The sequence below is a fragment of the Pseudomonas fluorescens genome (assembly GCF_902497745.1).
In the GTDB taxonomy this organism is placed as follows: Bacteria; Pseudomonadota; Gammaproteobacteria; order Pseudomonadales; family Pseudomonadaceae; genus Aquipseudomonas; species Aquipseudomonas fluorescens_BM.
This window is the reverse complement of sequence record NZ_CABVHJ010000001.1, coordinates 110,821-137,747: the sequence shown is the minus strand read 5'-3', so window position 1 is coordinate 137,747 and position 26,927 is coordinate 110,821. Positions and strand designations below refer to the sequence as shown.

The 26,927-nt window shown below is 60.3% G+C and carries 25 protein-coding genes; 16 read left to right on the top strand and 9 right to left on the bottom strand.

Going from position 1 to position 26,927, the window contains the following annotated elements:
* Positions 1–20: 20 nt before the first annotated feature.
* Together F8N44_RS00675 and F8N44_RS00670 are read right to left on the bottom strand one after the other, a co-directional pair.
* A complete protein-coding gene (locus F8N44_RS00675; RefSeq protein ID WP_150648945.1) occupies positions 21–2,429 on the bottom strand; it encodes a penicillin acylase family protein in 2,409 nt (802 codons plus the stop codon).
* Between the two features lie 102 nt (positions 2,430–2,531).
* Positions 2,532–3,110 carry a DUF6436 domain-containing protein gene (locus F8N44_RS00670; RefSeq protein WP_150648944.1) on the bottom strand — a complete coding sequence of 193 codons (579 nt, stop codon included), beginning with the start codon at positions 3,108–3,110 and terminating at the stop codon, positions 2,532–2,534.
* Between the two features lie 99 nt (positions 3,111–3,209).
* Here F8N44_RS00670 and F8N44_RS00665 point away from each other — a divergent pair, with 99 nt between their 5' ends.
* The gene (locus F8N44_RS00665; protein ID WP_150648943.1) at positions 3,210–4,157 is read left to right on the top strand and encodes an alpha/beta hydrolase; all 948 of its coding nucleotides are present in this window, start codon (positions 3,210–3,212) and stop codon (positions 4,155–4,157) included.
* A gap of 132 nt (positions 4,158–4,289) precedes the next feature.
* Here F8N44_RS00665 and F8N44_RS00655 read toward each other — a convergent pair whose 3' ends face one another.
* Entirely contained in the window at positions 4,290–5,021 is a 732-nt protein-coding gene (locus tag F8N44_RS00655) for a DUF2059 domain-containing protein (RefSeq protein WP_150648941.1), read from the bottom strand.
* 108 nt (positions 5,022–5,129) lie between these two features.
* Here F8N44_RS00655 and F8N44_RS00650 point away from each other — a divergent pair, with 108 nt between their 5' ends.
* A complete protein-coding gene (locus F8N44_RS00650) occupies positions 5,130–5,762 on the top strand; it encodes a 2OG-Fe(II) oxygenase (RefSeq protein WP_007913869.1) in 633 nt (210 codons plus the stop codon).
* A 1-nt stretch (position 5,763) separates the two neighbouring features.
* Complete coding sequence (locus F8N44_RS00645) at positions 5,764–6,249, top strand: DUF523 domain-containing protein (RefSeq protein WP_150648940.1); 486 nt, start codon at positions 5,764–5,766, stop codon at positions 6,247–6,249.
* A 239-nt stretch (positions 6,250–6,488) separates the two neighbouring features.
* Here F8N44_RS00645 and F8N44_RS00640 read toward each other — a convergent pair whose 3' ends face one another.
* Positions 6,489–7,052, bottom strand: a complete 564-nt coding sequence (locus F8N44_RS00640) for a transporter substrate-binding domain-containing protein (RefSeq protein ID WP_150648939.1) — start codon at positions 7,050–7,052, stop codon at positions 6,489–6,491.
* Between the two features lie 135 nt (positions 7,053–7,187).
* Here F8N44_RS00640 and F8N44_RS00635 point away from each other — a divergent pair, with 135 nt between their 5' ends.
* Positions 7,188–7,613: a DUF4399 domain-containing protein gene (locus F8N44_RS00635; protein WP_150648938.1), complete on the top strand. Its 426-nt coding sequence runs from the start codon at positions 7,188–7,190 to the stop codon at positions 7,611–7,613.
* Positions 7,614–7,675: 62 nt separating this feature from the next.
* Here the strand turns inward: F8N44_RS00635 and serA are convergent, their stop codons facing one another.
* Positions 7,676–8,905: a phosphoglycerate dehydrogenase gene (gene serA, locus F8N44_RS00630; RefSeq protein ID WP_095121592.1), complete on the bottom strand. Its 1,230-nt coding sequence runs from the start codon at positions 8,903–8,905 to the stop codon at positions 7,676–7,678.
* A gap of 204 nt (positions 8,906–9,109) precedes the next feature.
* Between serA and F8N44_RS00620 the strand changes: the two genes are divergently transcribed.
* The 4 genes from F8N44_RS00620 (at position 9,110) to F8N44_RS00600 (ending at position 13,516) form a co-directional block, all read left to right on the top strand.
* Complete coding sequence (locus tag F8N44_RS00620) at positions 9,110–10,504, top strand: FAD-binding oxidoreductase (protein ID WP_064116316.1); 1,395 nt, start codon at positions 9,110–9,112, stop codon at positions 10,502–10,504.
* 41 nt (positions 10,505–10,545) lie between these two features.
* Complete coding sequence (locus F8N44_RS00615; protein ID WP_008085293.1) at positions 10,546–11,211, top strand: fumarylacetoacetate hydrolase family protein; 666 nt, start codon at positions 10,546–10,548, stop codon at positions 11,209–11,211.
* A gap of 268 nt (positions 11,212–11,479) precedes the next feature.
* Complete coding sequence (locus tag F8N44_RS00605) at positions 11,480–12,403, top strand: SdiA-regulated domain-containing protein (protein WP_150648936.1); 924 nt, start codon at positions 11,480–11,482, stop codon at positions 12,401–12,403.
* A gap of 195 nt (positions 12,404–12,598) precedes the next feature.
* Positions 12,599–13,516, top strand: coding sequence for an SdiA-regulated domain-containing protein (locus tag F8N44_RS00600; RefSeq protein ID WP_150648935.1), 918 nt, complete (start codon positions 12,599–12,601; stop codon positions 13,514–13,516).
* 145 nt (positions 13,517–13,661) lie between these two features.
* Here the strand turns inward: F8N44_RS00600 and rpiA are convergent, their stop codons facing one another.
* Positions 13,662–14,336 carry a ribose-5-phosphate isomerase RpiA gene (gene rpiA, locus F8N44_RS00595; RefSeq protein ID WP_007913886.1) on the bottom strand — a complete coding sequence of 225 codons (675 nt, stop codon included), beginning with the start codon at positions 14,334–14,336 and terminating at the stop codon, positions 13,662–13,664.
* Positions 14,337–14,483: 147 nt separating this feature from the next.
* On the opposite strand from rpiA, the gene ilvA reads away from it, so the two are divergent.
* Together ilvA and F8N44_RS00585 are read left to right on the top strand one after the other, a co-directional pair.
* Positions 14,484–15,998: a threonine ammonia-lyase, biosynthetic gene (gene ilvA / locus F8N44_RS00590; RefSeq protein WP_150648934.1), complete on the top strand. Its 1,515-nt coding sequence runs from the start codon at positions 14,484–14,486 to the stop codon at positions 15,996–15,998.
* 40 nt (positions 15,999–16,038) lie between these two features.
* Positions 16,039–16,452, top strand: coding sequence for a DUF2269 family protein (locus F8N44_RS00585; protein ID WP_150648933.1), 414 nt, complete (start codon positions 16,039–16,041; stop codon positions 16,450–16,452).
* Between the two features lie 105 nt (positions 16,453–16,557).
* On the opposite strand, the gene F8N44_RS00580 is transcribed toward F8N44_RS00585, so the two are convergent.
* A complete protein-coding gene (locus F8N44_RS00580; protein ID WP_150648932.1) occupies positions 16,558–17,214 on the bottom strand; it encodes an HAD family hydrolase in 657 nt (218 codons plus the stop codon).
* A gap of 143 nt (positions 17,215–17,357) precedes the next feature.
* On the opposite strand from F8N44_RS00580, the gene F8N44_RS00575 reads away from it, so the two are divergent.
* Both F8N44_RS00575 and ptsP read left to right on the top strand, forming a co-directional pair.
* The gene (locus F8N44_RS00575) at positions 17,358–17,837 is read left to right on the top strand and encodes an RNA pyrophosphohydrolase (protein ID WP_003229203.1); all 480 of its coding nucleotides are present in this window, start codon (positions 17,358–17,360) and stop codon (positions 17,835–17,837) included.
* A gap of 22 nt (positions 17,838–17,859) precedes the next feature.
* The gene (ptsP, locus tag F8N44_RS00570; protein WP_007913900.1) at positions 17,860–20,139 is read left to right on the top strand and encodes a phosphoenolpyruvate--protein phosphotransferase; all 2,280 of its coding nucleotides are present in this window, start codon (positions 17,860–17,862) and stop codon (positions 20,137–20,139) included.
* A gap of 235 nt (positions 20,140–20,374) precedes the next feature.
* Here ptsP and F8N44_RS00565 read toward each other — a convergent pair whose 3' ends face one another.
* Entirely contained in the window at positions 20,375–21,121 is a 747-nt protein-coding gene (locus F8N44_RS00565) for an NRDE family protein (RefSeq protein WP_150648931.1), read from the bottom strand.
* Between the two features lie 132 nt (positions 21,122–21,253).
* Here F8N44_RS00565 and F8N44_RS00560 point away from each other — a divergent pair, with 132 nt between their 5' ends.
* The 3 genes from F8N44_RS00560 to F8N44_RS00550 all read left to right on the top strand — a co-directional run bounded on the left by F8N44_RS00560 (position 21,254) and on the right by F8N44_RS00550 (position 23,953).
* Positions 21,254–22,036: a sulfite exporter TauE/SafE family protein gene (locus F8N44_RS00560; RefSeq protein WP_122604460.1), complete on the top strand. Its 783-nt coding sequence runs from the start codon at positions 21,254–21,256 to the stop codon at positions 22,034–22,036.
* 79 nt (positions 22,037–22,115) lie between these two features.
* A complete protein-coding gene (gene lgt / locus F8N44_RS00555; RefSeq protein WP_007913003.1) occupies positions 22,116–22,931 on the top strand; it encodes a prolipoprotein diacylglyceryl transferase in 816 nt (271 codons plus the stop codon).
* A gap of 50 nt (positions 22,932–22,981) precedes the next feature.
* Positions 22,982–23,953, top strand: a complete 972-nt coding sequence (locus tag F8N44_RS00550) for a thymidylate synthase (protein WP_034153704.1) — start codon at positions 22,982–22,984, stop codon at positions 23,951–23,953.
* Between the two features lie 125 nt (positions 23,954–24,078).
* On the opposite strand, the gene cadR is transcribed toward F8N44_RS00550, so the two are convergent.
* Positions 24,079–24,528, bottom strand: a complete 450-nt coding sequence (gene cadR / locus F8N44_RS00545) for a Cd(II)/Pb(II)-responsive transcriptional regulator (RefSeq protein ID WP_016983204.1) — start codon at positions 24,526–24,528, stop codon at positions 24,079–24,081.
* 84 nt (positions 24,529–24,612) lie between these two features.
* Between cadR and F8N44_RS00540 the strand changes: the two genes are divergently transcribed.
* The gene (locus F8N44_RS00540) at positions 24,613–26,922 is read left to right on the top strand and encodes a heavy metal translocating P-type ATPase (RefSeq protein WP_150648930.1); all 2,310 of its coding nucleotides are present in this window, start codon (positions 24,613–24,615) and stop codon (positions 26,920–26,922) included.
* Positions 26,923–26,927: the final 5 nt, after the last annotated feature.

Sequence of the window (26,927 nt, the reverse complement as noted above, 5' to 3'; positions counted from 1 at the left end):
AGGGCTAGGGTGAGGGGCTTTTAAGGTGCCCGCGCCGGCAACAGCTTCAACGTACTGCGCGTATTCGCCGTCACCTCTTCGGCATTGAAATGCGCCTGCACATAGATCCCGTCGACATACGCCTCAGCCTGATCGTCATAGTGACTGTCGAACGGCACACCACTCTGCCCAACCGGGTTGATCGTCAACCCATGCGCCGGATCAGCAAAATCCACCAGGCGCCGCGTCGACGGCCCGTAAGTCACCGGCCACGGCGCCGGGCCGATCCTCGCCGAAAGGTTGTTCGGCACTTCATGACTGCCCGGTGCCGCAAACGGCCCGACATTGAAAATCCGCTCCAGTGGCTTCTGCTGTCCCAACGGATGGCCGTGAGTCAGCGTGTGCGCAGCGCCCCATTTCCACTCGGCAGAGTTATCGCCCAGGGTCAGCTTCAAGTGCTGCATGCTCGCCTGCCACGCCGCGCGGACGATATCGGCGCGGGTCTCCTTGTTCGGCGTGCTGCGGTTGTCCCACCACGGTGAATCGGCATTCACGGCCAGCCTCGGCAGCGCCGCATCGATCACTCGCGTCGACAGCAATGTCTCGAAGAAATCATTGCCCAACTCATCGCGCATCGCCGCATCGGCCAGGTCATAGAGGAACTGGTTGAACACTGTCGCACTGACCGAATCCAGCGGATAGTCGCCTGGCCACTGCGCCAGTTGCTCGACCAGTTTCAGTTGCGCCGGATCGCTCACTACCTCACGCAGCACCGGCAGCAACGGTGCCAGCAAGCGCGGGCCGTAACCGGTCGCCGTGCCCAGCTGCAGTTTCTGGTTGGCTTCGTTGGTCCACTTCACGCTCTTGTCGCTGAGCTGACGATTCAGTTGCTGACCGCGATCGGCGAGGTTGTAGTAACCGGGAATCTCCATGCCCGTCGGCGACAGCGGCTGGAAGTTGGCCGAGACGATGTAGCCGCGCGCCGGGTTTTCTTCCTGCGGGTTGGCGCTGAACGGGTAGAAACCATCCTTGTCGGCCTGATTGCTGCTGCCGTCGAGCATGAATTCCGCTCTGACCCCGGCCGGGCGCTTGGGCAGCAACGCTGAAGCCCACCAGGCGATATCGCCCTTGGCGTTGGCGTAGACGAGATTCAGCCCAGGCGCCTGTACCTTGGCCGCTGCGGCGCGGGCCTTGGCCAGGGTGTCGGCACGGTTGAGCTGGTAGAAGCCTTCGAGGATCGGGTTCGGTGTTTCGAGAAAAGCCCACCACATGGCGATCGGCGTCTTGCCGGCAGCGGTGCCGAGGGCATCGTTGACGATCGGGCCGTGGGGCGATTGGCGCAGGGTCAGGGTCACCGGCGACTGGCCCTTCACATTGATCTGCTGCTGCGTGACGAGCATGTCGGTCCACTGGCCGCGATACCAGACCTGATTCGGGTTATCCGGATTGACCTTCTCGGCGATCAGGTCCAGATCGTCGTTCTGGAACATGGTCAGGCTCCAGCCGAAATCGAGGTTGTGGCCGAGGAAGGCGAAAGGCACCAGCGCCTGATGATGGCCGTACAACTCAAAGCCCGGCGCCGACAGTTGCGCCTCGTACCACACCGACGGCACCGAGAAGCGAATATGCGGGTCACCGGCCAGCAGCGGTTTGCCGCTCTGGCTGCGGCTGCCCGCGATGACCCAGGCGTTGCTGCCTTCGAACTGCGGCAGGCCGTTGTCGATCAGCGCTTGTTCGCTGAGGCGGGCGAGGGCGTTGAGGTCTTTCCAGTCGCCGGCAGCGAGAACCGGCGTCGGTTTGGCGTGACCGTTGACCAGCACGCCTTTGGGCTGCCAGTCGAGGTCGAAGACCTTGAGGTAATCGGCGCCGAGCTGATCGCGCACGTAGGTCAGCAGCGGTTCGGTGCGAAACGCCGCGGCAAAGCTATAGGCCATGTAACCCGCGACGCTGATGCTGTCTTGCGCCGTGAACGGCCGCTTGGGGATCCCCAGCACATCGAACTCGATCGGCGCGGCGTGGCTGTCCTGATATTGGTTGATGCCATCCAGATAGGCTTGCAGGCCCTTCCACGCCGGCGACTGCTTATCGAGACTGGCGACGTAACTGGCGGCGCGCTCACGGATGCGCAGGCTGCGAAACAGTTTGTCGGTGTCGAGCAGTTTCGGCCCGAGCACTTCGGCCAGTTCGCCCCGGGCGAGGCGGCGCATGGCTTCCATCTGGAACAGCCGATCCTGGGCATGCACATAGCCGAGGGCGCGGTAGAGGTCGGTTTCGTTCTCGGCGCGAATGTGCGGCACGCCGCGTTCGTCGTAGCGCACGGTCACTGAACCCTGCAGGTTGCGCAGCTCGACCTGACCTTGTCGCGTTGGCTGTTTGCTGTAGACGTACCAGCCTGCGCCGGCAAGCAGAACAACGATGAGCAGGCCAAGTACGGTGAACACGCGCTTCATGGTGACTCCTTGTGCAAGCGGGATTGCCGCCCGTCGGGCTGCAAACAATTAGCACAGACCTTCTGTGCCGTGCAGCGCTGTCCTTGAAAAGTCCGGAATGCCTTACGGCGTTTCCACCGGCCACGGGCAGTAACAACCGACCGCCAGGGTGTGTGTGGCGTTGACCGGGCGATCTTCCGTCAGGGCATTCAAAATCGGTTCGATAAAGCTGTTGCTGGAGTTGCAGGTCAGGCCTTCGCTGTACGGGCCGAAGTACGCCAGTTTGCCGCTGCGATCCCAGATCGCCACGGCCGGGCTGGCGGGCACCTGTTCGGAACCGGGCAATATGGTGATGGTTTTCAGGCTGCTGAGGGTTGCCGGCAACTGACCGCGACTGCCGGTTTTTTGCACGGCGAAGAACTCGACGCCCCTGGCGCTGAACTGCTCGACCATCTCGGTCAGGTGTTGTTGATTGCCGACGTTGCACGGGCAGGCCGGGTCCCAAAAATGCACCAGACGAATCTTGCCCGGGCCGGCGAGGTTGTCCGGCAGGCGCAGCGGATCACCGGAAAACACCGCCGTGTGTTCGCTGAACGCACGCAGATAACGCCCCTGAAACCAGTCGTACGCCGCCCATAACACCCCGGCGCAAATCAGCGCGAGCAGGCTGGCAAACAGTGCGGTGCGGTAGGGCGAACGCATGGTTTTCGTTCCAGAAGAGGTGGGCTAGCTTGCCATGCTTGCTCCGACAGATGAATATCGCAGGCCGATAAAGTCTGTTTACCGTTTTGGAATTCCCGCATGCCTGCCACTTTCGACCCCGATCAGATTCGCGCCAGCCTCAAGCCTTTGGCCGAGTGGCAGCCGTTGTCGGACGAGGCCAAGGCTTATCAGCGTTTCTACCAAACCGACTTTCCCGAGCGAGATGTCTGGCGTGGCATGGGCCGTTTCGAAGTCGATGGCTATGAAGTGGTCAGCCATTGCTGGTGGCCGGAGAAGGTCAAGGCGACGCTGTTTCTGCTCCACGGCTACTACGATCACGTCGGGCTGTATCGGCATGTGATCGAGTGGGCGCTGGATCAGGATTTTGCGGTGATCGCCTGCGACTTGCCGGGCCATGGCTTGTCGAGCGGGCCGCGCGCGAGCATTCGCGATTTCTCCGAGTACCAGGACACCTTGCAAGCGCTGTTTGCCGAAGCGCAGTCGATCTCCCTGCCGCAACCGTGGCACTTGTGCGGGCAGAGCACTGGCGGGGCGATTGTGGTCGATCACCTGCTCAACCATTGCGAAAACAGCCCGGCGCAGGGACAGGTGATTTTGATGGCGCCACTGGTGCGTCCGCGAGCGTGGGGCTGGTCGCAGCTGAGTTATTACTTGCTCAGGCCTTTTGTCAGAGGGGTCACGCGGCGCTTCAGCGAGAACTCCAACGATCCGGATTTCCTGCCTTTTCTGCAGGCCGATCCGTTGCAGCCGCGACGCTTGCCGACGAAATGGGTCGGGGCGCTGTCACGGTGGATCATTCGCGTCGAGCACGCAAAAAAAAGTCCGCGACGGCCACTGATCATTCAGGGGCAGGCGGACATGACGGTCGACTGGCAGCACAATTTGCAGGTGATGAAGTGGAAGTTTGATCGACCGCAGATTCTGCTGCTGGCCGAGGCGCGGCATCATCTGGCGAATGAGACGGCGGAAATGCGTGAGGAGTATTTCGAATTCTTGAGCAAGCGGATCAGGGGCCGGAATCTCTAGAGCTTGTGAGGGCCCCTTCGCGAGCAAGCTCGCTCCCACAGGGGAGTCGGGGTGTTCACAAATGTTGTTTCCACTGAAGATCCAGTGTGGGAGCGAGCTTGCTCGCGAAGGCGGCTTATCGGGCGACGAAGATCATTGCCCGACCGCCAACCCTGCGCGAATCGCCGCCAGCGCTGCCTGATAGTAGGCCTTGCCCTCAGCCGATTCAGCAAACGTCGCAAACTCTTCCAGCTCTTCATCCGACAAGTCGCGATAGACGTAAAGCAGCGTGTTGTTCATGTCCGCGCCAATCTGCTCCATCAAACGCTGGCGCTGACCATTCAACATGCCTTGCGCCTGACCGCCACCCAGCAGCCCGGGGATCATCGAGCTCAAACTGTCCGCCGCCACACCAGCAATCGCCAGGCTGACTTCGGCGCCAGCTTCACGCGCTGGCAGCGCCTGAGCGAGGTGGCCAATGATCAGCAGACGGCTGTCGCTGGCCTGCATCTTCGGCAGGCCCTTGGCATTTTTCGCCAGTTGATCGCGTCGGGTCGCCAGCAATTCAGCCGCGACGATTTTCTTGCCCAACGGTGATTGGAAGAAGGTCAGCGCCGGTTTCGGGTCGGCAAGCTTCTGCCGCAGTTGCGCTTCGGCACGTTGATCCACAGCCTGCGGGGCAAAGCGCTGATTGCTGTTGTTCACCAGCGCCTGAAACACCGCAGGCGGCAGGCTGTTCTGGTAGCGCTGCTGCGCGGCACTCAGGGCGTCATTGAAATGCGCACGTTGATCTGGCCAGCCGGCGACCTTGTACAACTGATCGTGGCCGTCCGCCCAGGCGGGCAACACGCAGAACATCAACAGTGAAAAAAGCAAACGGCGCATAGGGACTCCTGTCAGCAGCCGACTATTCTCCGTGCGGTGCCGGTACTTGTCGAGAATTCGTAGCAAGCCGCCGCGTGGCTCTGTCGGATTTCTTGCCGCCGACATACTATGCGCGCCATGCAAATATCCTCTGAACACCCACTGCTGTTACGCATTGTCGACGACCTGGCCGAACACGGCTGGTCGCAGCAGAACATATTCCTGCCCGCCGGTTTGACCCGCGAGCTGGCGGCCGAGTGCCGTAAACGTGAGGCCGAAGGTGAGCTGGCGCCAGCGGCGGTTGGCCGTGGGCCGTTTTCAGAGATTCGCGAGGGTATTCGTGGCGATCACATTCAGTGGATCGACCCCGGTCAGGCCGAGGCCAGCGACCGCTATCTGAACCTGATGGAGAGCCTGCGCGAGGCGCTCAACCGTGGCCTGTTTCTGGGTCTTGAAGATTTCGAATGTCACTTCGCGCTGTATCCGCCGGGCGCGTTTTATCGCCGACATGTCGACCGCTTTCGCGACGATGACAAGCGCATGGTCTCGGTGGTGGTGTACCTCAATGACGCGTGGCTGCCGGAGGACGGTGGTCAGTTGCGCATGTACCTGAACGATGAACGCGTGCATGACGTGCAGCCTACCGGCGGTTGTCTGGTGGTGTTTCTCTCTGGTGAAGTGCCTCATGAAGTGCTGCCGGCGAACCGCGAGCGCCTGTCGCTGACCGGCTGGTTCCGCCGCCGTGGCAACGAGCCGTTCTGAGATGGACAGGATTCTGGTCAGTCGCTGCCTGCTGGGGCATCGCGTACGTTATGACGGCGGTGCGAGCGGGCCGTTTGTTCTGCTGGAGCAGTGGATTGCCGAAGGGCGGGTGGTGCCGTTGTGTCCGGAGGTCGCGGGAGGGTTGCCGACGCCGCGGGCGGCGGCGGAAATCCCGGGCGGGCAGGGTGGTGAAGTGCTTGATGGTGTCGCGGCGGTGATCACCACTGAGGGCGAGGATGTCAGTGCGCAGTTTCTCGATGGCGCGCGGCAGGCGCTGGAGCTGGTGCAGAAGCACGGGATTCGCGTGGCGGTGCTGAAGGCCAACAGTCCATCTTGCGGGAATCTGCTGACGTATGACGGGACGTTCAGTGGCGTCAAAGTCAATGGCGAAGGGGTGACGGCCGCGTTGCTCAAGCGCCATGGTGTGCAGGTTTTCAGTGAACTGGAATTGCCGCAGGCCGCGCTGGCACTGGCTGCTTTGGACTGATCCTGAATCGTTACCCTCACCCCAGCCCTCCCGAAACGTCGGACCGCCCGTAGGGAGAGGGGGCCGACCGAAGTGTCTGGCGCTATTCATCGACCTGAAAGACCTTGTCGACTATGAATTCAACACAGCCATGACCGGTCGATTTCGGATTCGGCACATCCATTTCAGGTCGGCGTACCTCTAAAGCATCTCCAGATCAGTCCCCTCTCCCTCTGGGAGAGGGCTAGGGTGAGGGGCTTTTAAGGCTTCAACCACTTCTCGGTCAACGCCGCCAAACGCCCATCCGCCCTGATCCGCTGCATCGCACTCTCAAGGCTGGCCTGAAACGCCGGATTACCCTTCTGAAACGGAATCGCCAAATCCACTGGCTCCGCCGCTTTCGGCTTCTCTTCAGTCAACGCCTGCACCAGCACCATCGGCCGTGGTGTCTCGTCTTTCTTCGCCAGCAACTGCGAATCGACCTTGCCGTAAGGCTCGCTGAAGTCGAAACGATCCTTGAGTTCGGGTGTCAGTGCTATGTGGTTGAGCGCGACGTCGTACTTGCCGCTTTCAACGCCCTGGAGCAGATCGGCCTCGTCGGTGACGATGAAGTCGGCGCGCACATCCAGCTCGTTGGCCAGCAGTTGCCCAAGCTCGACCTCGAACCCCGTGAGTGTGTCGCCTTCCTTGAAATTGAAGGGCGGTGTATTAGCCTCAAGGGCTATGCGCAGCTCGCCACGGTCGTTGACGTCATCAATCAGTTCGGCGTGAGCCAAAGGGCTCAAAAGGGGTAGCAGGCAGATCAGGCCAGGCAGAAAACGCATGGTCACTCCTTTGAAATCATTATCGCGACGCTCTGATTCAGGCTCGCTTTGCTATGGTTGTCGAGTGCCTTCGACAACGAATGGTCATGAAGTTGTCATGACCGTGCGGATTTTACGGAAAAACTGGAGAAGAAAATGAAAAGCTTTATGTCACGTGCAGCGTTCGCGGGTGTGCTGATGGGCGTTTCGGTGCTGGCCAGTGCCGCCACACCGGCCCCCAAAGGCGCCGAAGTGTTCATCGTTTCTCCCGAAGACGGGGCCACGGTTTCGCAGACCTTCACCGTCAAGTTCGGTACCAAGGCCGTCGCACTGGCACCAGCCGGTGATGTCACCAAAAACACCGGTCACCATCACCTGCTGATCGACGCCAAGGAAATTGTTCCTGCCGGTTCGGTCGTTCCTACCGATGCCAACCATATGCACTTCGGCAAGGCGCAGACCCAGGCTGACATCAAGCTCGCCCCGGGCAAACACACCTTGCAGCTGGAACTTGGCGACAGCGGTCACATGGCATTCGACCCGCCAATCGTCTCGAAGAAAATCACCGTCAACGTCGAATAACCTTTTCGCCGTGCATGAAAAAGGGAGCCCAAAGGCTCCCTTTTTTGTCGCTCAACGCTGAATCAGAACAACACGCGGCTACGGATAGTGCCGTTGACGTGCTGCAGCTTCTCTTGCGCCAGCTCCGAGTACTCGGCGTCGACGTCGATCACCACGTAGCCAACCTTCTCGTTGGTCTGCAGGAACTGACCGGAGATGTTGATGCCGTTTTCGGCGAAGACCTTGTTGATCTCGCTCATCACACCCGGGATGTTCTCGTGGATGTGCAGCAGGCGGTGCTTGCCAGGGTGAGCCGGCAGGGCCACTTCCGGGAAGTTCACCGACGAAACGGACGTGCCGTTGTCGCTGTACTTGACCAGTTTTTCTGCTACTTCCAGACCGATGTTGGCTTGCGCTTCGGCGGTCGAGCCACCGATGTGCGGAGTCAGGATCACGTTGTCGAGGCCACGCAGCGGGCTTTCGAACTCTTCGTCGTTGGAGCGTGGCTCCACCGGGAATACGTCGATGGCCGCGCCGATCAGGTGCTTGTCCTTGATCGCGTCCGCCAGGGCGTCCAGTTCGACCACGGTGCCGCGCGCCGCGTTGATCAGGATGCCGCCCTTTTTGATGGCGCGGATTTCCTTCTCGCCGATCATCCACTGGGTCGCAGCGGTTTCCGGAACGTGCAGGGTGACGATGTCGGACATGCCCAGCAGCTCGGTCAGGCTACCGATCTGAGTGGCGTTGCCCAGTGGCAGTTTGGTCACGGTGTCGTAGAAGTACACCTGCATGCCCAGACCTTCAGCCAGAACCGACAGCTGAGTACCGATCGAGCCGTAGCCGACGATGCCGAGTTTCTTGCCACGGATCTCGAAGGAGTTGGCTGCGGATTTGATCCAGCCGCCACGGTGGCAGGAAGCGTTTTTCTCAGGGATGCCGCGCAGCAGCAGGATCGCTTCGGCCAGCACCAGCTCGGCAACGGAGCGGGTGTTGGAGTACGGCGCGTTGAACACGGCGATACCGCGCTCGCGGGCAGCACTCAGGTCAACCTGGTTGGTGCCGATGCAGAAACAGCCGACCGCGACCAGCTTCTTCGCGTGATCGAAGATCTCTTCGGTCAGTTGGGTGCGCGAACGAATGCCGATGAAGTGAGCGTCAGCGATCTTTTCCTTGAGCTGGGCTTCCGGCAAGGAACCTGTCAGGTATTCGATGCTGGTGTAGCCCGCCGCCTTGAGGACGTCGACAGCCGATTGGTGGACGCCTTCGAGAAGAAGGAACTTGATCTTGCTCTTATCGAGAGAAGTCTTGCTCATCTGCGTAAACCTGTATCCCGGAGAAAAATGGCAGGAAATGGTCAACAGACGCTGACCCGGACGACAAGAAAGTCGTCTCCGCGGATCTGGCCTTGGGCACTGTCCTGCGGGGTCGATATGCTAGCATAGCCTCCCCGCTAAACACTCATTCCTGCGACGTGAAGCGTTCTCAGGATGACCATGAATTGTTCGAGAGTTCTGTCGATGACCAATCCTGCCCTGATTGATGAACTGAAGACCCTGGTCGAGCCTGGCAAGGTCCTGACCGACGCCGACTCCCTGAATGCGTATGGCAAGGATTGGACCAAGCACTTCGCCCCGGCGCCAAGCGCCATCGTGTTTCCCAAGACCATCGAGCAGGTGCAGGCGGTGGTGCGTTGGGCCAACACGCACAAGGTGGCGTTGGTGCCATCGGGTGGGCGCACCGGACTTTCCGCCGCTGCCGTGGCCGCGAATGGCGAAGTGGTCGTCTCGTTCGATTACATGAATCAGATTCTCGACGTGAACCTCACTGACCGCACCGCCGTTTGTCAGCCGGGCGTGGTCACCGAGCATTTGCAGAACGTCGCTGAAGAAAAGGGCCTGTACTACCCGGTCGACTTCGCCTCGGCCGGTTCCAGCCAGATTGGCGGCAATATCGGCACCAATGCCGGCGGGATCAAAGTTATTCGCTACGGCATGACCCGTAACTGGGTGGCCGGCATGAAAGTCGTCACCGGCAAGGGCGACGTGCTCGAACTGAACAAAGACCTGATCAAGAACGCCACCGGCTATGACTTGCGCCAGTTGTTCATCGGCGCTGAAGGCACCCTCGGTTTTGTCGTCGAAGCGACCATGCGCCTTGATCGCGCGCCGAAAAATCTCACCGCGATGGTGCTTGGCACCGCCGATTTCGACTCGATCATGCCGGTGCTGCACGCCTTCCAGGGCAAACTCGATCTGACTGCGTTCGAATTCTTCTCCGACAAAGCCCTGGCCAAAGTCATGGGCCGTGGCGACGTACCGGCGCCGTTCGAAACCGATTGCCCGTTCTACGCATTGCTGGAATTTGAAGCGACCACTGAAGAAGTGGCTAACAGCGCTTTGGAAACCTTCGAGCATTGCGTCGAGCAGGGCTGGGTGCTGGACGGCGTGATGAGCCAGAGCGAAACCCAGCTGCAGAATCTGTGGAAGCTGCGCGAATACATCTCCGAAACCATCTCGCACTGGACACCGTACAAGAACGACATCTCGGTCACCGTGTCGAAAGTGCCGGCATTTCTTAAGGAAATCGACGCGATCGTCGGCGAACACTATCCGGACTTTGAAATCGTCTGGTTCGGCCACATCGGCGACGGCAACCTGCACCTGAACATCCTCAAGCCGGATAACCTGAGCAAGGACGAGTTTTTCGCCAAGTGCGCGACCGTCAACAAGTGGGTGTTCGAAACCGTCGAGAAGTACAACGGTTCGATCTCCGCCGAGCACGGCGTCGGCATGACCAAGCGCGATTACTTGACCTACAGCCGCTCGCCGGTTGAGATCGAGTACATGAAAGCGGTGAAAGCGGTGTTCGACCCGAACGGCATCATGAACCCGGGCAAGATTTTCGCGGTTTGATCGACAATCTTTGATGAATCAATGAAGGCAGGAGTCGGTAAATGAGCTATCAGCACCAGTACGTCGACGGCACGCGCATTCACTTCCCGATCGGGAAAGTCGTGTGCATTGGCCGCAATTACGCCGAACACGCCAAGGAACTGGACAACCCGGTGCCTACCGAGCCGTTGCTGTTCATCAAGCCGGGCAGTTGCGTGGTTGAGCTGGAAGGCGGTTTCGCCATTCCGACCGAGCGCGGTTCGGTGCACTACGAAGCCGAAATCGCCGTTTTGATCGGCAAGCCGTTGTCGACCAAGCCGAGCCGTGAAGAAGTCCTCGACGCCATTTCCGGTTTTGCCCCGGCGCTGGACCTGACCCTGCGCGACAAGCAGGCGGAGCTGAAAGCCAAGGGCCTGCCGTGGGAAATCGCCAAATCGTTCGACGGCGCGGCGGTGATCGCCCCGTTCGTGGTCGGCAGCACCTTTGCTGACCTGACGGACATCGGCATTCGCCTGACCATCAACGGCGAAGTCCGTCAGGACGGCAACAGCAGCGCGATGCTCAACCCGATCGTGCCGATGATCCAGCACATGGCCGGCTGCTTCTCGCTGCAGGCCGGTGATGTGATCCTCACCGGCACGCCAGTCGGCGTTGGCCCGCTGAACGTGGGCGATGACATCGTCCTCGAACTGGTCGGCGCGAGCAGCTTCACCAGTAGCGTGCGCTAACCGCCACGCCGCAAATCCCCTGTGGGAGCGAGCTCGCTCGCGAAAGCATTTTGTCAGTCAACATAGATGTCGACTGACACTGCGCCTTCGCGAGCAAGCTCGCTCCCACATTGTTTTGTGGTGCCCTGGAGATCGCTGACAACACACGACAATCCCGCCATTTGCCGTTTTTTTCACATCCTGTACGGATAATTCCTTTCATTCTGGCGTCTGAGCCGGCCTCTTTGTGCTATTACCCTTAGCCTGAATTTTCGGAACGCGTCCCTCGATGTCATCTCAAACTCAGCTCAAACCCACCCGCCGTTCACGTTTCGCCCTGCGCTGGTATGTCTGGCTGTTGCTGGTGCTTGCCGCGGCATATGCCTTGGCGTTTGCCATGCATTGGGATGATCGCGGTGTGCTTTGGCTGCAGGAGCGCTTTGAAAGCCAGGCCGAGCAGAAAGAAAGCATCTGGCTGCCGGACTATCGCGTGGTGATCGATGCCAAGCCGCTGAAGGGGATGGAGAAGGACGAGGCTTCGGATCTGGCGTACAACCCGCAGACCAAAACGCTTTTCTCGGTGATGGGCAAGAACCCGTTTCTCGCTGAACTGACTTTACAGGGCGAGGTGCTGCGCAAGATGCCACTGGTGGGCTGGAGCAATCCGGAAGGCCTGACGATGATGGAAAACGGCCTGATGGCCATCGTCGATGAGCGCCAGCACATGCTGTCGATCGTCAAAGTCGATGCCGACACTCGCGAATTGAACATCGCCGACTTCCCGAAATACGACCTCGGTCCGTCGAAAGACCAGAACAAAGCCTTTGAAGCCATCACCTGGGACCCGCACAACCAACAAATACTGTTGGGCGAGGAGCGCCCTCCGGCGCTGTTCACCTGGAAAAGCGATGGCAGCCAGACCCTCAAGGGCGACAAGCAGAAACTTGCCAGTGATGAACTGGACATTCGCAACCTCTCGGCCTTGGCGATTGACCCGCGCACCCAACACACTCTGGTGCTGTCCGCTGATTCGCACCTGCTGCTGGAACTGGACGAGAAGGGCGAACAGGTCAGCTTCATGACCCTGCTTGGCGGCTTCAACGGTCTGAAAAACACCATTCCCCGCGCCGAAGGCGTGACCATGGACGAGGCGGGTACGCTGTACATGGTCAGCGAGCCGAACCTGTTTTATCGCTTCGAAAAACAGCAATAGCAGCCTTTACCGATTCCAATGTAGGAGCTGCCGAAGGCTGCGATCTCTTGATCTTTTGAACAGCAACATCAAAAGATCGCAGCCTGCGGCAGCTCCTACAGGGGTTGGCTTGTGGTTTGAGGCAAGTGGCCATTAAGCTTCAGTTCAGACGGGCGTGATATTTCATCCGCCTGTTTTGATCCCGAGCTCATCCGAATGCGTCGACTTGCCCGTCCCAAACCCCTGATGATCATCCTGTCGGTGATTGCCCTGATCGCGTTGATCGCGATCGGCCAATACATGCGCCTGTTCGAGCGCGCCTGGTTTAACTTGCACACCCTGTGGCAACCGCAGAGTAGCGAGTCGATCGGGCTGGATCAGTATCGCGTCGAGATTGAGGCGCGGGTGATTGACGGGCTGGACGACGATGTTTCGGCGCTGACCTTCGATCCGGTGCGCAAAAGCCTGTTCACCGTGACCAACAAGAATTCCGAACTGGTCGAACTGTCGCTCGAAGGCAAGATCCTGCGGCGCATCGCCCTGATTGGTTTCGGCGATCCGGAAGCCGTCGAGTTCATCAGCGCCGACACCTACGTGATCACTGATGAACGTCAGCAGCGGCTGATCAAGATTCACCTGGAAGCAGACACCACGTTCCTCGACGCAGCTGATGCGGAGCAGATGACCCTTGGCGTGCATATGGCCAGCAACAAGGGTTTTGAAGGCCTGGCGTATGACTCGGTGGGCAAGCGCCTGTTTGTCGCGAAAGAACGCAACCCGATGCTGATCTACGAAGTGCACGGCTTTCCGCACTTCAATCCGGAAAAGTCCTACGCCGTGCACGTGATCAATGATCCCAAACGCGATGCCGGGATGTTTGTGCGAGATTTGTCGAGCCTGCAATACGACGAGCGCAGCGGGCATTTATTGGCGCTGTCGGATGAGTCGAGATTGATTCTGGAACTGGATGTCGGTGGACGGCCGTTGAGTACGATGTCCATCAGCGGCGGCCGGCAGGGTTTGAAGAAAACCGTGCCGCAGGCGGAAGGCATTGCCATGGATGATGACGGGACGTTGTATCTGGTGAGTGAGCCGAACCTGTTTTACGTCTTCAAAAAACCAACACCGAACTAATCAACACCACAAAACACTGTGGGAGCGAGCTTGCTCGCGAAGGCGTCGGGTCAGCCAATGAAGATGTTGGCTGATCCACCGCATTCGCGAGCAAGCTCGCTCCCACAGGTTTATTTGTCTGCCCATAAATTTCGGGCAGTCTGGCTTACTCAGCCTTGAGGGTTTTCACGCCTTCGCTAGTACCCAGCAACAGCAAGTCCGCCGGACGCGCCGCGAACAAGCCGTTGGTGACCACGCCGACAATCGCGTTGATCTGCGCTTCCAGCTCCACCGGGTTGGTGATCTGCAGGTTGAACACATCGAGAATAATGTTGCCGTTGTCGGTCAAAACGCCCTCGCGGTACACCGGGTCGCCGCCCAGTTTCACCAGTTGGCGTGCGACATGGCTGCGCGCCATCGGGATCACTTCGACCGGCAGCGGGAATTCGCCCAGCACCGGCACCAGTTTGCTGGCGTCGGCGATGCAGATGAAGGTCTTGGCCACGGCCGCGACGATCTTCTCGCGGGTCAGGGCGGCGCCACCGCCCTTGATCAGGTTCAGGTGCGCGTCGCTTTCGTCAGCTCCGTCGACGTAGAACTCCAGGTCGCTGACGGTGTTCAGCTCATACACCGGAATCCCGTGGCCCTTGAGGCGCGCGGCGGTGGCTTCGGAACTGGCGACCGCGCCATCGAACGCGCCCTTGTGCTGGGCCAGGGCGTCGATGAAGCAGTTGGCGGTGGAGCCGGTGCCGACCCCGACGATGCTCTTGTCGTCGAGTTTCGGAAGGATGAAGTCGACGGCGGCCTGAGCCACTGCCTGTTTGAGTTGATCCTGGGTCATGCGGGCTCCGGAAGCGGGCAAGGTGAGAACGGAAAGGCCGGCATTATAGCCGCAAGCGTGGCTAAAACCTCTGGATTCGTGTGGTCGTGCGGGCAAAAGCCGGGTTAGACTCCCCGGTCCCGCTCAACCGCTCAGTGATGCTTTCCGATGCTCGAACAGTACGTCAAAAAGATCCTCACCTCGCGCGTTTATGACGTTGCCGTAGAAACCCCGCTGCAGAACGCTCGCCAGCTCTCCGAGCGGCTGGGCAATGACATTTGGCTCAAGCGCGAAGACTTGCAGCCAGTGTTCTCGTTCAAGATTCGCGGCGCCTACAACAAGCTGACACAACTGAGCGATGAAGAGCGCGCCCGTGGCGTGGTCACCGCGTCGGCGGGCAATCACGCGCAGGGCCTGGCCCTGGCGGCGAAAGTGCTGGGCGTGAAAGCCACCATCGTCATGCCCAAGACCACCCCCGAGATCAAGGTCGAAGGCGTGCGTTCGCGCGGCGGCAAAGTGGTGCTGCACGGGGATTCGTTCCCGGAAGCGCTGGCCTACTCGCTGAAACTGGTCGATGAAAAAGGCTACGTCTACATCCATCCGTATGACGATCCGCACACCATCGCCGGGCAGGGCACCGTGGCGATGGAAATCCTGCGCCAGCACCCGCAGCCGCTGGACGCGATCTTCGTGCCGGTCGGTGGCGGCGGTCTGATCGCCGGTATCGCCGCGTACGTGAAATACCTGCGCCCGGACATCAAGGTCATCGGCGTCGAGCCTGACGACTCCAATTGCCTGCAAGCGGCGATGGCCGCCGGCGAACGCGTGGTGCTGCCGACCGTGGGCATCTTTGCCGACGGCGTGGCCGTGGCGCAGATCGGCCAGCACACCTTCGACATCTGCAAAGACTATGTCGATGAAGTGATCACTGTCAGCACTGACGAGATCTGTGCAGCAATTAAAGATATCTACGACGATACCCGCTCGATCACCGAACCAGCCGGCGCGTTAGGCGTGGCCGGGATCAAGAAGTACGTCGAGCAACGCGGCGTCAGCGGCCAGACCTTTGTGGCCATCGACTCCGGCGCCAATGTCAACTTCGACCGCCTGCGCCACGTCGCCGAGCGCGCCGAACTGGGTGAGGGCCGTGAAGCGATCATCGCCGTGACCATCCCCGAGAAGGCTGGCAGCTTCAAAGCGTTCTGCGAAGCGATCGGCAAGCGCCAGATCACCGAATTCAACTATCGCTATAACACCGGCAGCGAAGCGCACATCTTCGTCGGCGTGCAGACCCACCCGGACAACGACCCACGCAGTGCATTGCTGGCGAGCCTGACCGAGCAAGGTTTCCCGGTCACTGATCTGACCGACAATGAACTGGCCAAGCTGCACATCCGGCACATGGTCGGCGGCCGCGCGGCGCAGGTGGTCGATGAAGTGGTGTTCCGCTTCGAATTCCCGGAGCGTCCGGGGGCGCTGTTCAACTTCCTTAATAAGCTCGGTGGGCGCTGGAACATTTCGATGTTTCATTACCGCAACCACGGCGCCGCCGATGGCCGCGTGGTCGCCGGCCTGCAAGTGCCGCACGACGAGCGTCATCTGGTGCCGGCGGCGCTTGCGGAAATCGGTTACCCGTACTGGGATGAAAGCGAGAACCCGGCCTATCAGCTGTTTCTTGGCTAAACGGCTACGCTGATGGGCATGGCCCAAGGAAGAGAAATTCATGGAAACCCTGACCACCCTGAAAGTACTTCACGTCGCGGCGACCGTGGTCATACTCGCGAGCGGGTTGGGGCTTGCTGCTCTGACCTGGCGTAATCGCAGCGAAGGGCCGGCCAGCACGATGCAACGTCCCTGGCTGTTTATCTGGTGTCTGATGCTGATCGGTATGCTCAGCATGCCTTTCACCGGCTGGTGGTTGGTACACCTGATCGGCTGGCCACTGGGGCAGTTCTGGATTCTGGGTTCCAGCGTGATCTATGCCGTGGCCACGTTGAGTGCAGTGTGGCTGTTGGTGCGGCTTAATCGGCTGTGGACTAGCGGGGTTGGTAACTGGAAATTCACGTTGACGCTGGCGATTGTCAGCGGCATCGGATTTCTCGCCATTGCGGGGTTGATGGGGGCCAAGCCTGTTTAAGGCTTGAGACCGAGTTGACCCCATTCGCGAGCAAGCTCGCTCCCACAGGGGATTTGTGAACGACACAGATCCAATGTGGGAGCGAGCTTGCTCGCGAAGGCGTAATCAGCCGCGCAACGAAATAACTGGCCAGCCACGCTTCTCGGCTTCAGCGCGCAGATTCGCATCCGGATCGACAGCAACGGGATTCGCCACCTGCTCCAGCAACGGCAAATCATTCATCGAATCGCTATAGAAATAGCTGTCATCCAACGAATACCCGGTCTCTTCCAGCCAACGGTTCAGGCGCGTCACCTTGCCTTCGCGGAAGCACGGAATATCAGTGCTGCGCCCGCTGTAACGGCCATCGACCATTTCGCATTCAGTGGCAATCAGGGTTTCAACGCCCAAACGCACAGCAATCGGCGCGGTAACGAAGCGGTTGGTCGCAGTGATAATCACCAGTTTGTCGCCGGCATCACGGTGCTTTTTCAGCAGCTCCAGCGCCTTCGGCAACACGATCGGCTCGATGCAGTCGCGCATGTAATCGTTGTGCCATTGCTCGAGCACGGCCATTTCGGTGCGGCCGAGGATCTCCAGGCAGAAGTTCAGGTACGCGGCGTTATCCAGTTTGCCGGCCAGGTAATCCTGATAGAACTCGTCGTTGCGCGCTTTGTACGCAATCGGGTCGAGGAAGCCGCGTTCACACAGATAGTCGCCCCAGGCGTGATCGCTGTCGCCGCCCAGAAGGGTGTTGTCCAAATCGAAGAGTGCCAGGCGCATTGCAGTTACCCGCTGATAAGTCTGTAAAAAGGCGACAAGAATACGGTCTTTTCACAAGAGTGCACATAAGGTAGGAAGCTTCGTTGCCGCCTTATCAAGCTTTGTGGAACAATGCGGCGACATGCGTTTGCGAGGTTGTTGCCGTGATCGACCCCGATGGTTTCCGTCCCAATGTCGGGATCATTCTGACGAATGACGCCGGCCAGGTGCTATGGGCTCGCCGTATCAATCAAGATGCCTGGCAGTTTCCGCAAGGGGGAATCAACCCTGAAGAGACGCCGGAAGACGCCTTGTACCGCGAGCTGAACGAAGAAGTTGGCCTGGAACGTGAAGATGTTGAAATACTGGCCTGTACTCGGGGCTGGTTGCGCTATCGTTTGCCGCAACGTCTGGTGCGTACCCACAGCCAACCGCTGTGCATCGGCCAGAAACAGAAATGGTTTCTCCTGCGCCTGATCTCCAACGAGCAGCGGGTGCGGATGGATTTGACCGGTAAACCGGAGTTCGATGGCTGGCGCTGGGTCAGCTATTGGTATCCGTTGGGCCAGGTGGTGACATTCAAGCGCGAGGTGTATCGCCGCGCCCTCAAAGAGCTTGCCCCGCGCCTTTTAGCGCGCGACTGACGACGGAGTTCGACCCCGAGCCATGCTCAATACGCTGCGCAAGATCGTCCAGGAAGTTAACTCCGCCAAGGATCTCAAGGCGGCGTTGGGGATTATTGTGTTGCGCGTCAAAGAGGCCATGGGCAGCCAGGTCTGCTCGGTCTACCTGCTTGATCCCGAGACCAATCGCTTCGTCCTGATGGCCACCGAGGGCTTGAACAAGCGCTCGATCGGCAAGGTCAGCATGGCACCCAACGAAGGTCTGGTCGGTCTGGTCGGCACGCGTGAAGAACCCCTGAACCTTGAAAACGCTGCGGATCACCCGCGCTACCGCTACTTCGCCGAAACCGGTGAAGAGCGATATGCCTCGTTCCTCGGCGCACCGATCATTCACCACCGCCGCGTCGTCGGCGTGTTGGTCATCCAGCAAAAAGAACGCCGTCAGTTCGACGAGGGTGAAGAAGCCTTCCTCGTGACGATGAGCGCGCAGCTCGCCGGGGTTATCGCCCACGCCGAGGCCACCGGTTCGATCCGCGGTCTGGGCCGTCAGGGCAAGGGCATTCAGGAAGCCAAGTTCGTCGGCGTGCCTGGTTCGCCGGGTGCGGCGGTCGGTACGGCGGTGGTCATGCTGCCGCCGGCCGATCTCGACGTGGTGCCGGACAAGACCATCACCGACATCAACGCCGAGCTGGCGCTGTTCAAGACCGCCATCGAAGGCGTGCGCGCCGACATGCGCGCGCTGTCCGCCAAGCTCGCGACCCAGCTGCGCCCGGAAGAGCGCGCACTGTTCGACGTCTACCTGATGATGCTCGACGATGCCTCGCTGGGCAGCGAAATCACCACCGTGATCAAGACCGGCCAGTGGGCCCAGGGCGCGTTGCGTCAGGTGGTCACGGAACACGTCAACCGTTTCGAACTGATGGACGACGCCTACCTGCGTGAGCGTGCGTCGGATGTCAAAGACCTTGGTCGCCGTCTGCTCGCCTATTTGCAGGAAGAGCGCCAGCAGAACCTGGTTTACCCGGAAAAAACCATTCTGGTCAGCGAAGAGCTGACGCCGGCGATGCTCGGCGAGGTGCCGGAAGGCACTCTGGTCGGTCTGGTTTCGGTGCTCGGTTCGGGTAACTCGCACGTGGCGATCCTCGCTAGAGCGATGGGTATTCCGACGGTGATGGGTCTGGTCGACTTGCCGTACGCCAAGGTCGACGGCATCGAGATGATCGTCGACGGCACCCGCGGCGAGGTCTACACCAACCCGAGCGAAGTGCTGCGCAAGCAGTTCGCCGAAGTCGTCGAAGAAGAGAAACAACTGGCGCTGGGCCTCGACACCCTGCGCGACCTGCCATGCGTGACCCTTGATGGCCACCGCATGCCGCTGTGGGTCAACACCGGTTTGCTCGCCGATGTGGCGCGGGCGCAGAAGCGCGGCGCCGAAGGTGTCGGTCTGTACCGCACCGAAGTGCCGTTCATGATCAACCAGCGCTTCCCGAGCGAGAAGGAACAACTGGCGATCTACCGTGAGCAGCTCGCCGCGTTCCACCCGCAACCGGTGACCATGCGCAGCCTCGACATTGGTGGCGACAAGTCGCTGTCGTACTTCCCGATCAAGGAAGACAACCCGTTCCTCGGCTGGCGCGGCATTCGCGTCACCCTCGACCACCCGGAAATCTTCCTGGTGCAGACCCGCGCGATGCTCAAGGCCAGCGAAGGCCTGAACAACCTGCGGATTCTGCTGCCGATGATCTCCGGCACCCACGAACTCGAAGAAGCCCTGCACCTGATTCACCGGGCCTGGGGCGAAGTGCGCGACGAAGGCACCGACGTGCCGATGCCGCCGATTGGCGTGATGATCGAGATTCCGGCCGCGGTGTACCAGACCAAGGAACTGGCGCGGATGGTCGACTTCCTGTCGGTCGGTTCCAACGACTTGACCCAGTATCTGCTGGCGGTGGACCGTAACAACCCGCGTGTGGCTGACCTTTACGATTACCTGCATCCGGCGGTGCTGCAAGCTTTGCAGACCGTGGTTCGCGATGCCCATGCCGAAGGTAAACCGGTAAGTATCTGCGGCGAGATGGCCGGCGATCCGGCGGCGGCGGTGCTGTTGATGGCGATGGGTTTTGACAGTTTGTCGATGAACGCCACCAACTTGCCGAAGGTGAAGTGGATGCTGCGCCAGGTCAATCTGAGCAAGGCCCAGGAGTTGCTGGCGGAGCTGATGACCATTGATAACCCGCAGGTTATCCACAGTTCGCTGCAATTGGCGCTGAAGAATCTTGGGTTGTCGAAGATGCATCCGCCGGCGGTGGTCAAAGCCCTCTGAAGATCAAAAGCCCCTCACCCTAACCCTCTCCCAGAGGGAGAGGGGACTGATCGGGGGTTGCTGCAGAGCTCCGCCGACCTGAAGCTGCCTTGCTGAATCCATAATCGATTCACGCTGGGATGAAAGTGCTGCGCTAAAGCCATAATCGACTCGGTCTTTCAGGTCGATGTATGGCTCAAAACACCTCGGTCGGCCCCCTCTCCCTCTGGGAGAGGGCTGGGGTGAGGGTCTGCTCTTAAGCTGTTATCTCCACTTCGCCCAAATGCCCGCCATACGGCCCAAAACTCCGCTCGACCATCCGCCGCGCCCCATCCGCCTGCACAATCAACGCCGTACTCGCCCGCGTCCCGTAACTCTGGCTGGCAATAAACACACTCGACAACAGTGATTCCGTGGCCAGACCCACCCCGGTATCCGGCAATTCGGCAGATGGGGCCGTCTGCGTATCACTCAACAATGCCAACAGCTGCTCAGGCTGAGGATCATCCAGCACCGCACTCAACCCAGCCTTGGCCTTCAGCAACTTCGGCCACGGCGTATCCAGCCCCGCATTGGACAAGCCATAGACGCCCGATTCCAGCATCACCGGTTCCGACAACCGCGCATTGAAGTGCCAAAGCTCATGACTGTTGCCGAGCAACAGATTAAACCCGGCATATTCCGCCGAACGCCCGACCACATCGCTCAAATAATCATCAATCGACGCATCGCCGGTCAGAAACCGCGCCACCAGCTCCCCCCGCGACTTGCGCGCTGGCGCCTGCTGCGGATCGCGAATATTGGTCAACGCAGCAAAGCGGCCGTTGGCGCCAATCCCCAGCCAGGTGCCGCCGGCCTCAAGATCACGCCCGGCATGTACGTGCGGCGCTTCCGGCCATTGCGCCAGCGGCAGGCTTGGCCGTGCGTAGAACTCGTCACGGTTGGCCGCGACGATCAGCGGCTGGGCATGGCCCGGCCGCCAAGCGAAAACAATCAGGCACATAAGGTGGTCCTTGTGTGTTTTTTGTCCACTGTACGCATCCGGCGTCCGTGCATCCATCGCCAGTGGAGCCAAAGGGGGTGCATCCGTTACCATGCCGCTCCGGTTTTGCGGATGCGGTCTGGGGAGACGGTCATGGAATTTCTGCTCTATCTGGCGCTGGGCGCCTGTGCGGGCGTGCTGGCCGGGCTGTTTGGCGTCGGCGGCGGGATCATCATCGTCCCGGTGCTGGTGTTCAGTTTCACCTTGCAGGGCTTTGATCAGTCGATCCTCACCCATCTGGCGGTCGGCACGTCGCTGGCGACGATCATCTTCACCTCGGTCAACGCCGTGCGTGAGCATCATCGACGCGGCGCGGTGCGCTGGCCGATCTTCATGTGGATGGCCGTCGGCATTCTGCTCGGTGCAGGTTTCGGTGCACTGACTGCCGAGGCGATTTCTGGCCCGCACCTGCAAAAGATCATCGGCGTGTTCGCCTTGATCATCTCGGTGCAACTGGCGCTGGACATCAAGCCCAAGGCCAGCCGAACCGTGCCGGGTAAACTCGGTCTGACCGTGGCCGGCAGTGTGATTGGCTGGGCCTCGGCGATTTTTGGTGTGGGCGGCGGTTCGTTGACCGTGCCGTTCCTGACCTGGCGCAGCGTGCCGATGCAGCAAGCGGTGGCTACGTCATCGGCCTGCGGGCTGCCAATCGCGCTGGTCAGTGCATTAAGTTTCATGATTCTGGGGTGGCACGATCCGTTGTTGCCACCGCATAGTCTCGGTTTTGTTTATTTACCGGCGCTGCTGGGCATCGCCCTGACCAGCATGGTCTTCGCCCGCATCGGCGCGCGTTTGGCGCATCGATTGTCGCCGCGCTTGCTGAAACGGCTGTTCGCCGCTTTGCTGTTCAGCGTGGGTGTGAGCTTTCTGCTTTAACCGCGTCGCAATCCTGGCTTAATCCTGTGGTGGCAGCGTCGCCCGGGAATTTTGGTTTCAACTCTAACGAGGAGTCGCAATGCTGCCTTACCCGCAGATCGACCCGGTGGCCCTGGCCATCGGTCCGCTGAAAATCCACTGGTACGGTCTGATGTACCTGATCGGCATCGGCGGTGCGTGGCTGCTGGCGTCGCGCCGGCTCAACCGTTTCGACCCGACCTGGACCAAGGAGAAGCTCTCCGACATGGTCTTCTGGATGTCGATGGGCGTGATCGTCGGCGGACGTCTGGGCTATGTGCTGTTCTACGATCTGAGCGCTTATCTGGCCAACCCGACGCTGATTTTCGAAGTGTGGAAGGGCGGCATGTCGTTCCACGGCGGGTTCATTGGCGTAATGCTCGCAGCCTTGTGGTTCGGCAAGCGCAACGGCAAGTCGTTCTTCCAACTGATGGACTTCGTTGCGCCAATGGTGCCGATCGGTCTGGGCGCCGGGCGTATCGGTAACTTCATCAACGCCGAGTTGTGGGGCAAAGCCACCGACGTGCCGTGGGCCATGGTCTTCCCGCCGTTCAGCGACCCGGCGCAGCTGCCGCGTCACCCGTCGCAGCTGTATCAGTTCGCACTGGAAGGCGTGGCGCTGTTCCTGATCCTGTGGATTTTCTCGCGCAAACCGCGTCCGACCATGGCCGTCTCCGGGATGTTCGCGCTGTTCTACGGCATCTTCCGTTTCATCGTCGAATTCGTTCGCGTGCCGGATGCGCAACTGGGCTATCTGGCGTGGAACTGGCTGACCATGGGCCAGGTGCTCTGCGTGCCGATGATCGTCGGCGGGCTGTTCCTGATCTGGCTGGCCTATCGTCGCGCGCCGGCAGCACCGCTCGCACCGACGGCTTAAACTACGAACCCCGGCGCGCGACGCCGGGGCTCAAAGGACACAGGTAACTCATGAAGCAATATCTCGAACTGGTCTCGCACGTTATTCAGAACGGCACCAAGCAAGCCAACCGCACCGGCATCAACACCATCAGTTTCCCGGGGGCGATGCTGCGTTTCGATCTGCAGGAAGGTTTTCCGGCGATCACCACGCGCAAAATGGCCTTCAAATCGGCCATCGGCGAGATGTGCGGTTTTCTCCGTGGCGTGAACAACGCGGCTGAATTCCGTGCGCTGGGCTGCAAGGTCTGGGACCAGAACGCCAACGAAAACGCGCAATGGCTGGCCAACCCGTTCCGTCAGGGCGACGACGACCTCGGCGAAATCTACGGCGTGCAATGGCGCAAATGGCCGGCGTACAAGCAGATCCCGCTGAGCAACACCGCCGCCATCGAACAAACCCTGAGCAACGGCTACAAGCAGATCGCTCAGGGCGAAGAAGACGGCCAGGCTTACGTGGTGCTGTACAAAGCCATCGACCAGGTGCGCCAGTGCGTCGACACGATCATCAACGATCCGGGCAGCCGGCGTATTCTGTTCCACGGCTGGAACGTCGCGCAGCTGGATGAAATGGCACTGCCGCCGTGCCATCTGCTGTACCAGTTCCACCCGAATGTCGAGACCAAGGAAATCTCCCTGACCCTCTACATCCGTTCGAATGATCTGGGCCTGGGCACGCCGTTCAACCTCACCGAAGGCGCCGCGCTGCTGAGCCTGATCGGTCGCCTGACCGGCTACACGCCGCGTTGGTTCACCTATTTCATCGGTGATGCGCACGTCTACGAGAACCATCTGGACATGCTCAACGAACAGCTCAAGCGCGAGCCGTTCGCCATGCCGAAACTGAAAATCTCCGATCGCGTGCCGGAGTTTGCCAAAACGGGCGTGTACCAGCCGGAATGGCTGGAGCTGGTCGAGCCGAGCGATTTCTCGCTGGAAGGCTATGAGCATCACGCGCCAATGACCGCGCCAATGGCGGTCTAAGCCGTTGCATAAAACCCCTGTGGGAGCGAGCCTGCTCGCGAAGAGGGCATGTCAGTCATAGAAATGTCGACTGATACACCGCTTTCGCGAGCAGGCTCGCTCCCACATTTGGTTTTGCGTGAGTCTTAATGGCCGTGGCTGCGGCCGACGTGGGAGTGTTCCACTTCCGTCGCAACAACCCCGCCACTCACTTCCAGCCGCTGCAAAATCCCGCATTGATCGGCCATCGGCCCTTCGCCACAGCGTTGGCGCAGGTCGAGTAACTGCGTCTGCAACGCCAGCAGCCCATCAATCCGCGCCTTCACATGCTGGATATGCTCGTCGATCAGCGTATTCACGCTTTCACACTGATCCTGCGGGCTGTCACGCATGGCCAGCAGGCTGCGAATCTCTTCGAGGGTCATGTCGAGGGTGCGGCAGTTGCGGATGAAGGTCAGGCGTTCGGCGTGGGCCTGGGTGTAGACGCGGTAGTTGCCGTCGCTGCGTGCCGGCTCTGGCAGGAGGTTTTCGCGCTCGTAATAGCGGATGGTTTCCACGGCGCAGTCGGTCAACTTGGCCAGTTCTCCGATCTTCATGACGGCAATCTCCAAAAGGGTGCTTGACCCTATAGTGGCTACAGGGTCTTTACTTGGCAACAGGCACCTTCATGGACGCGACCAATGAGCGATTCCCAGCACACCCACAAGCCCGGCGACGGCCACGATCACAGTCATAAATTGCAGCCTGTGCATAAGCACTCACATGGCGGCGATTCCTGCTGCGGGTCGAAAGTCGCGGCACCGGCACCGGTTCATGCGCACGAAGATTCCTGCTGCTCGTCGAAAACGGCTGTCCCTGCGTTGGTGCAACTGAGCGAGAAAACCAGCGCTGATGCGCGGCTGAGCAGCTTCCGCATCGAGGCGATGGACTGCCCGACCGAGCAGACGCTGATCCAGAACAAGCTCGGCAAGCTCGCCGGCGTGCAGCAACTGGAATTCAATCTGATCAACCGTGTACTTGGCGTGACCCATAACTTGCCGGGCACCGAGCCGATCACGGAAGCAATCAAATCCCTCGGCATGCACGCCGAACCGCTGGAGGCGGGCGTCGAAGCGCCGGCCCCGGCGCCAGTGAAAAAACACTGGTGGCCGCTGGCGCTGTCCGGTGTCGGCGCGCTCGCCGCTGAAGTCATTCACTTCACCAATGCCGCACCGACCTGGGTGGTGGCGATCATCGCGCTGGTGTCGATCCTCAGCGGTGGCCTGACCACCTACAAAAAGGGCTGGATCGCCCTGAAGAACCGCAACCTCAACATCAATGCGCTGATGAGCATCGCCGTCACTGGTGCCATCCTCATCGGTCAGTGGCCGGAAGCGGCGATGGTGATGTTCCTGTTCACCGTCGCCGAGTTGATCGAAGCGCGCTCGCTGGACCGTGCGCGCAACGCGATCAGCGGCTTGATGCAGATGACGCCGGAGCAAGCCACGGTGTTGCAGGCTGACGGCAGCTGGATTGAACAGGATGTGAAAAGCGTCGAGCTCGGCGCCCGTGTGCGAGTGAAGCCCGGCGAGCGCATTGCGCTGGACGGCGAAGTGGTCAGCGGCAGTTCGACCATCGACCAGGCACCGATCACCGGGGAAAGCCTGCCGGTAGAAAAAACCGTCGGCGATAAAGTCTTCGCCGGCACCATCAACCAGGCCGGTTCGCTGGAATACGTGGTCAGCGCAGCGGCGAACAATTCGACTCTGGCGCGGATCATCCACGCCGTCGAACAGGCCCAGGGTGCGCGCGCGCCGACCCAGCGCTTCGTTGATCAATTCTCGAAAATCTACACGCCCGTGGTGTTCGTCTTTGCCTTGGCCGTGGCGATCATTCCGCCGCTGTTCATGGGCGCCGTGTGGTTCGACTGGATCTACCGCGCGCTGGTGTTGCTGGTGGTCGCGTGCCCATGTGCACTGGTGATTTCCACCCCGGTGACCATCGTCAGCGGCCTCGCGGCAGCGGCGCGCAAAGGCATTCTGGTCAAGGGCGGCGTGTACCTCGAGGGTGGTTTCAAGCTCGATTATCTGGCGCTGGATAAAACCGGCACGATCACCCACGGCAAACCGGTGCAGACCGATTACCTGTCGCTGGACCCGACTGCCGATGCCACGGCTCCGGCAATTGCGGCGGCGTTGGCAGGGCGTTCCGATCACCCGGTGTCTCTGGCCATCGCCAACGCCGCTGTGGATAAAAACTTCCAAGCGCTGATTGTGGATAACTTCGAAGCATTGGGCGGGCGTGGCGTCAAAGGCGAAATCAACGGCCAGACTTATCACTTGGGCAACCATCGTCTGGTCGAAGAGCTGGGCCTGTGCTCGCCAGCACTGGAAGAGAAACTCTTCGCACTGGAGAAGCAGGGCAAATCCGTGGTGCTGCTGCTCGACAGCTCCGGCCCGCTGGCGCTGTTCGCGGTGGCCGACACGGTCAAGGAAACCAGCCGCGAAGCGATCCGTCAGCTGCATGAACTCGGGGTGAAAACCCTGATGCTCACCGGCGATAACGTCCACACCGCTCAAGCGATTGCCGCGCAGGTCGGCATCGACGAGGCCCGTGGCGACCTGTTGCCGACCGACAAGCTGCAAGCCATCGAAGACCTTTATGCACAGGGCCGGCGAGTCGGCATGGTTGGCGACGGCATCAACGACGCCCCGGCACTGGCCCGCGCCGAGATTGGTTTCGCCATGGCCGCTGCCGGCACCGATACGGCGATTGAAACCGCCGATGTCGCCCTGATGGACGACGATCTGCGCAAGATCCCGGCGTTCATCAGCCTGTCGCGCAACACCGCGAGTATCCTGAAACAGAACATCGCGCTGGCTCTGGTGATCAAAGCTATCTTTCTTGCGGTAACCTTCGCCGGACTCGCCACCATGTGGATGGCGGTGTTCGCCGACATGGGCGTGAGCCTGCTGGTGGTGTTCAACGGTTTGCGCCTGCTGCGCAAATAGATGAG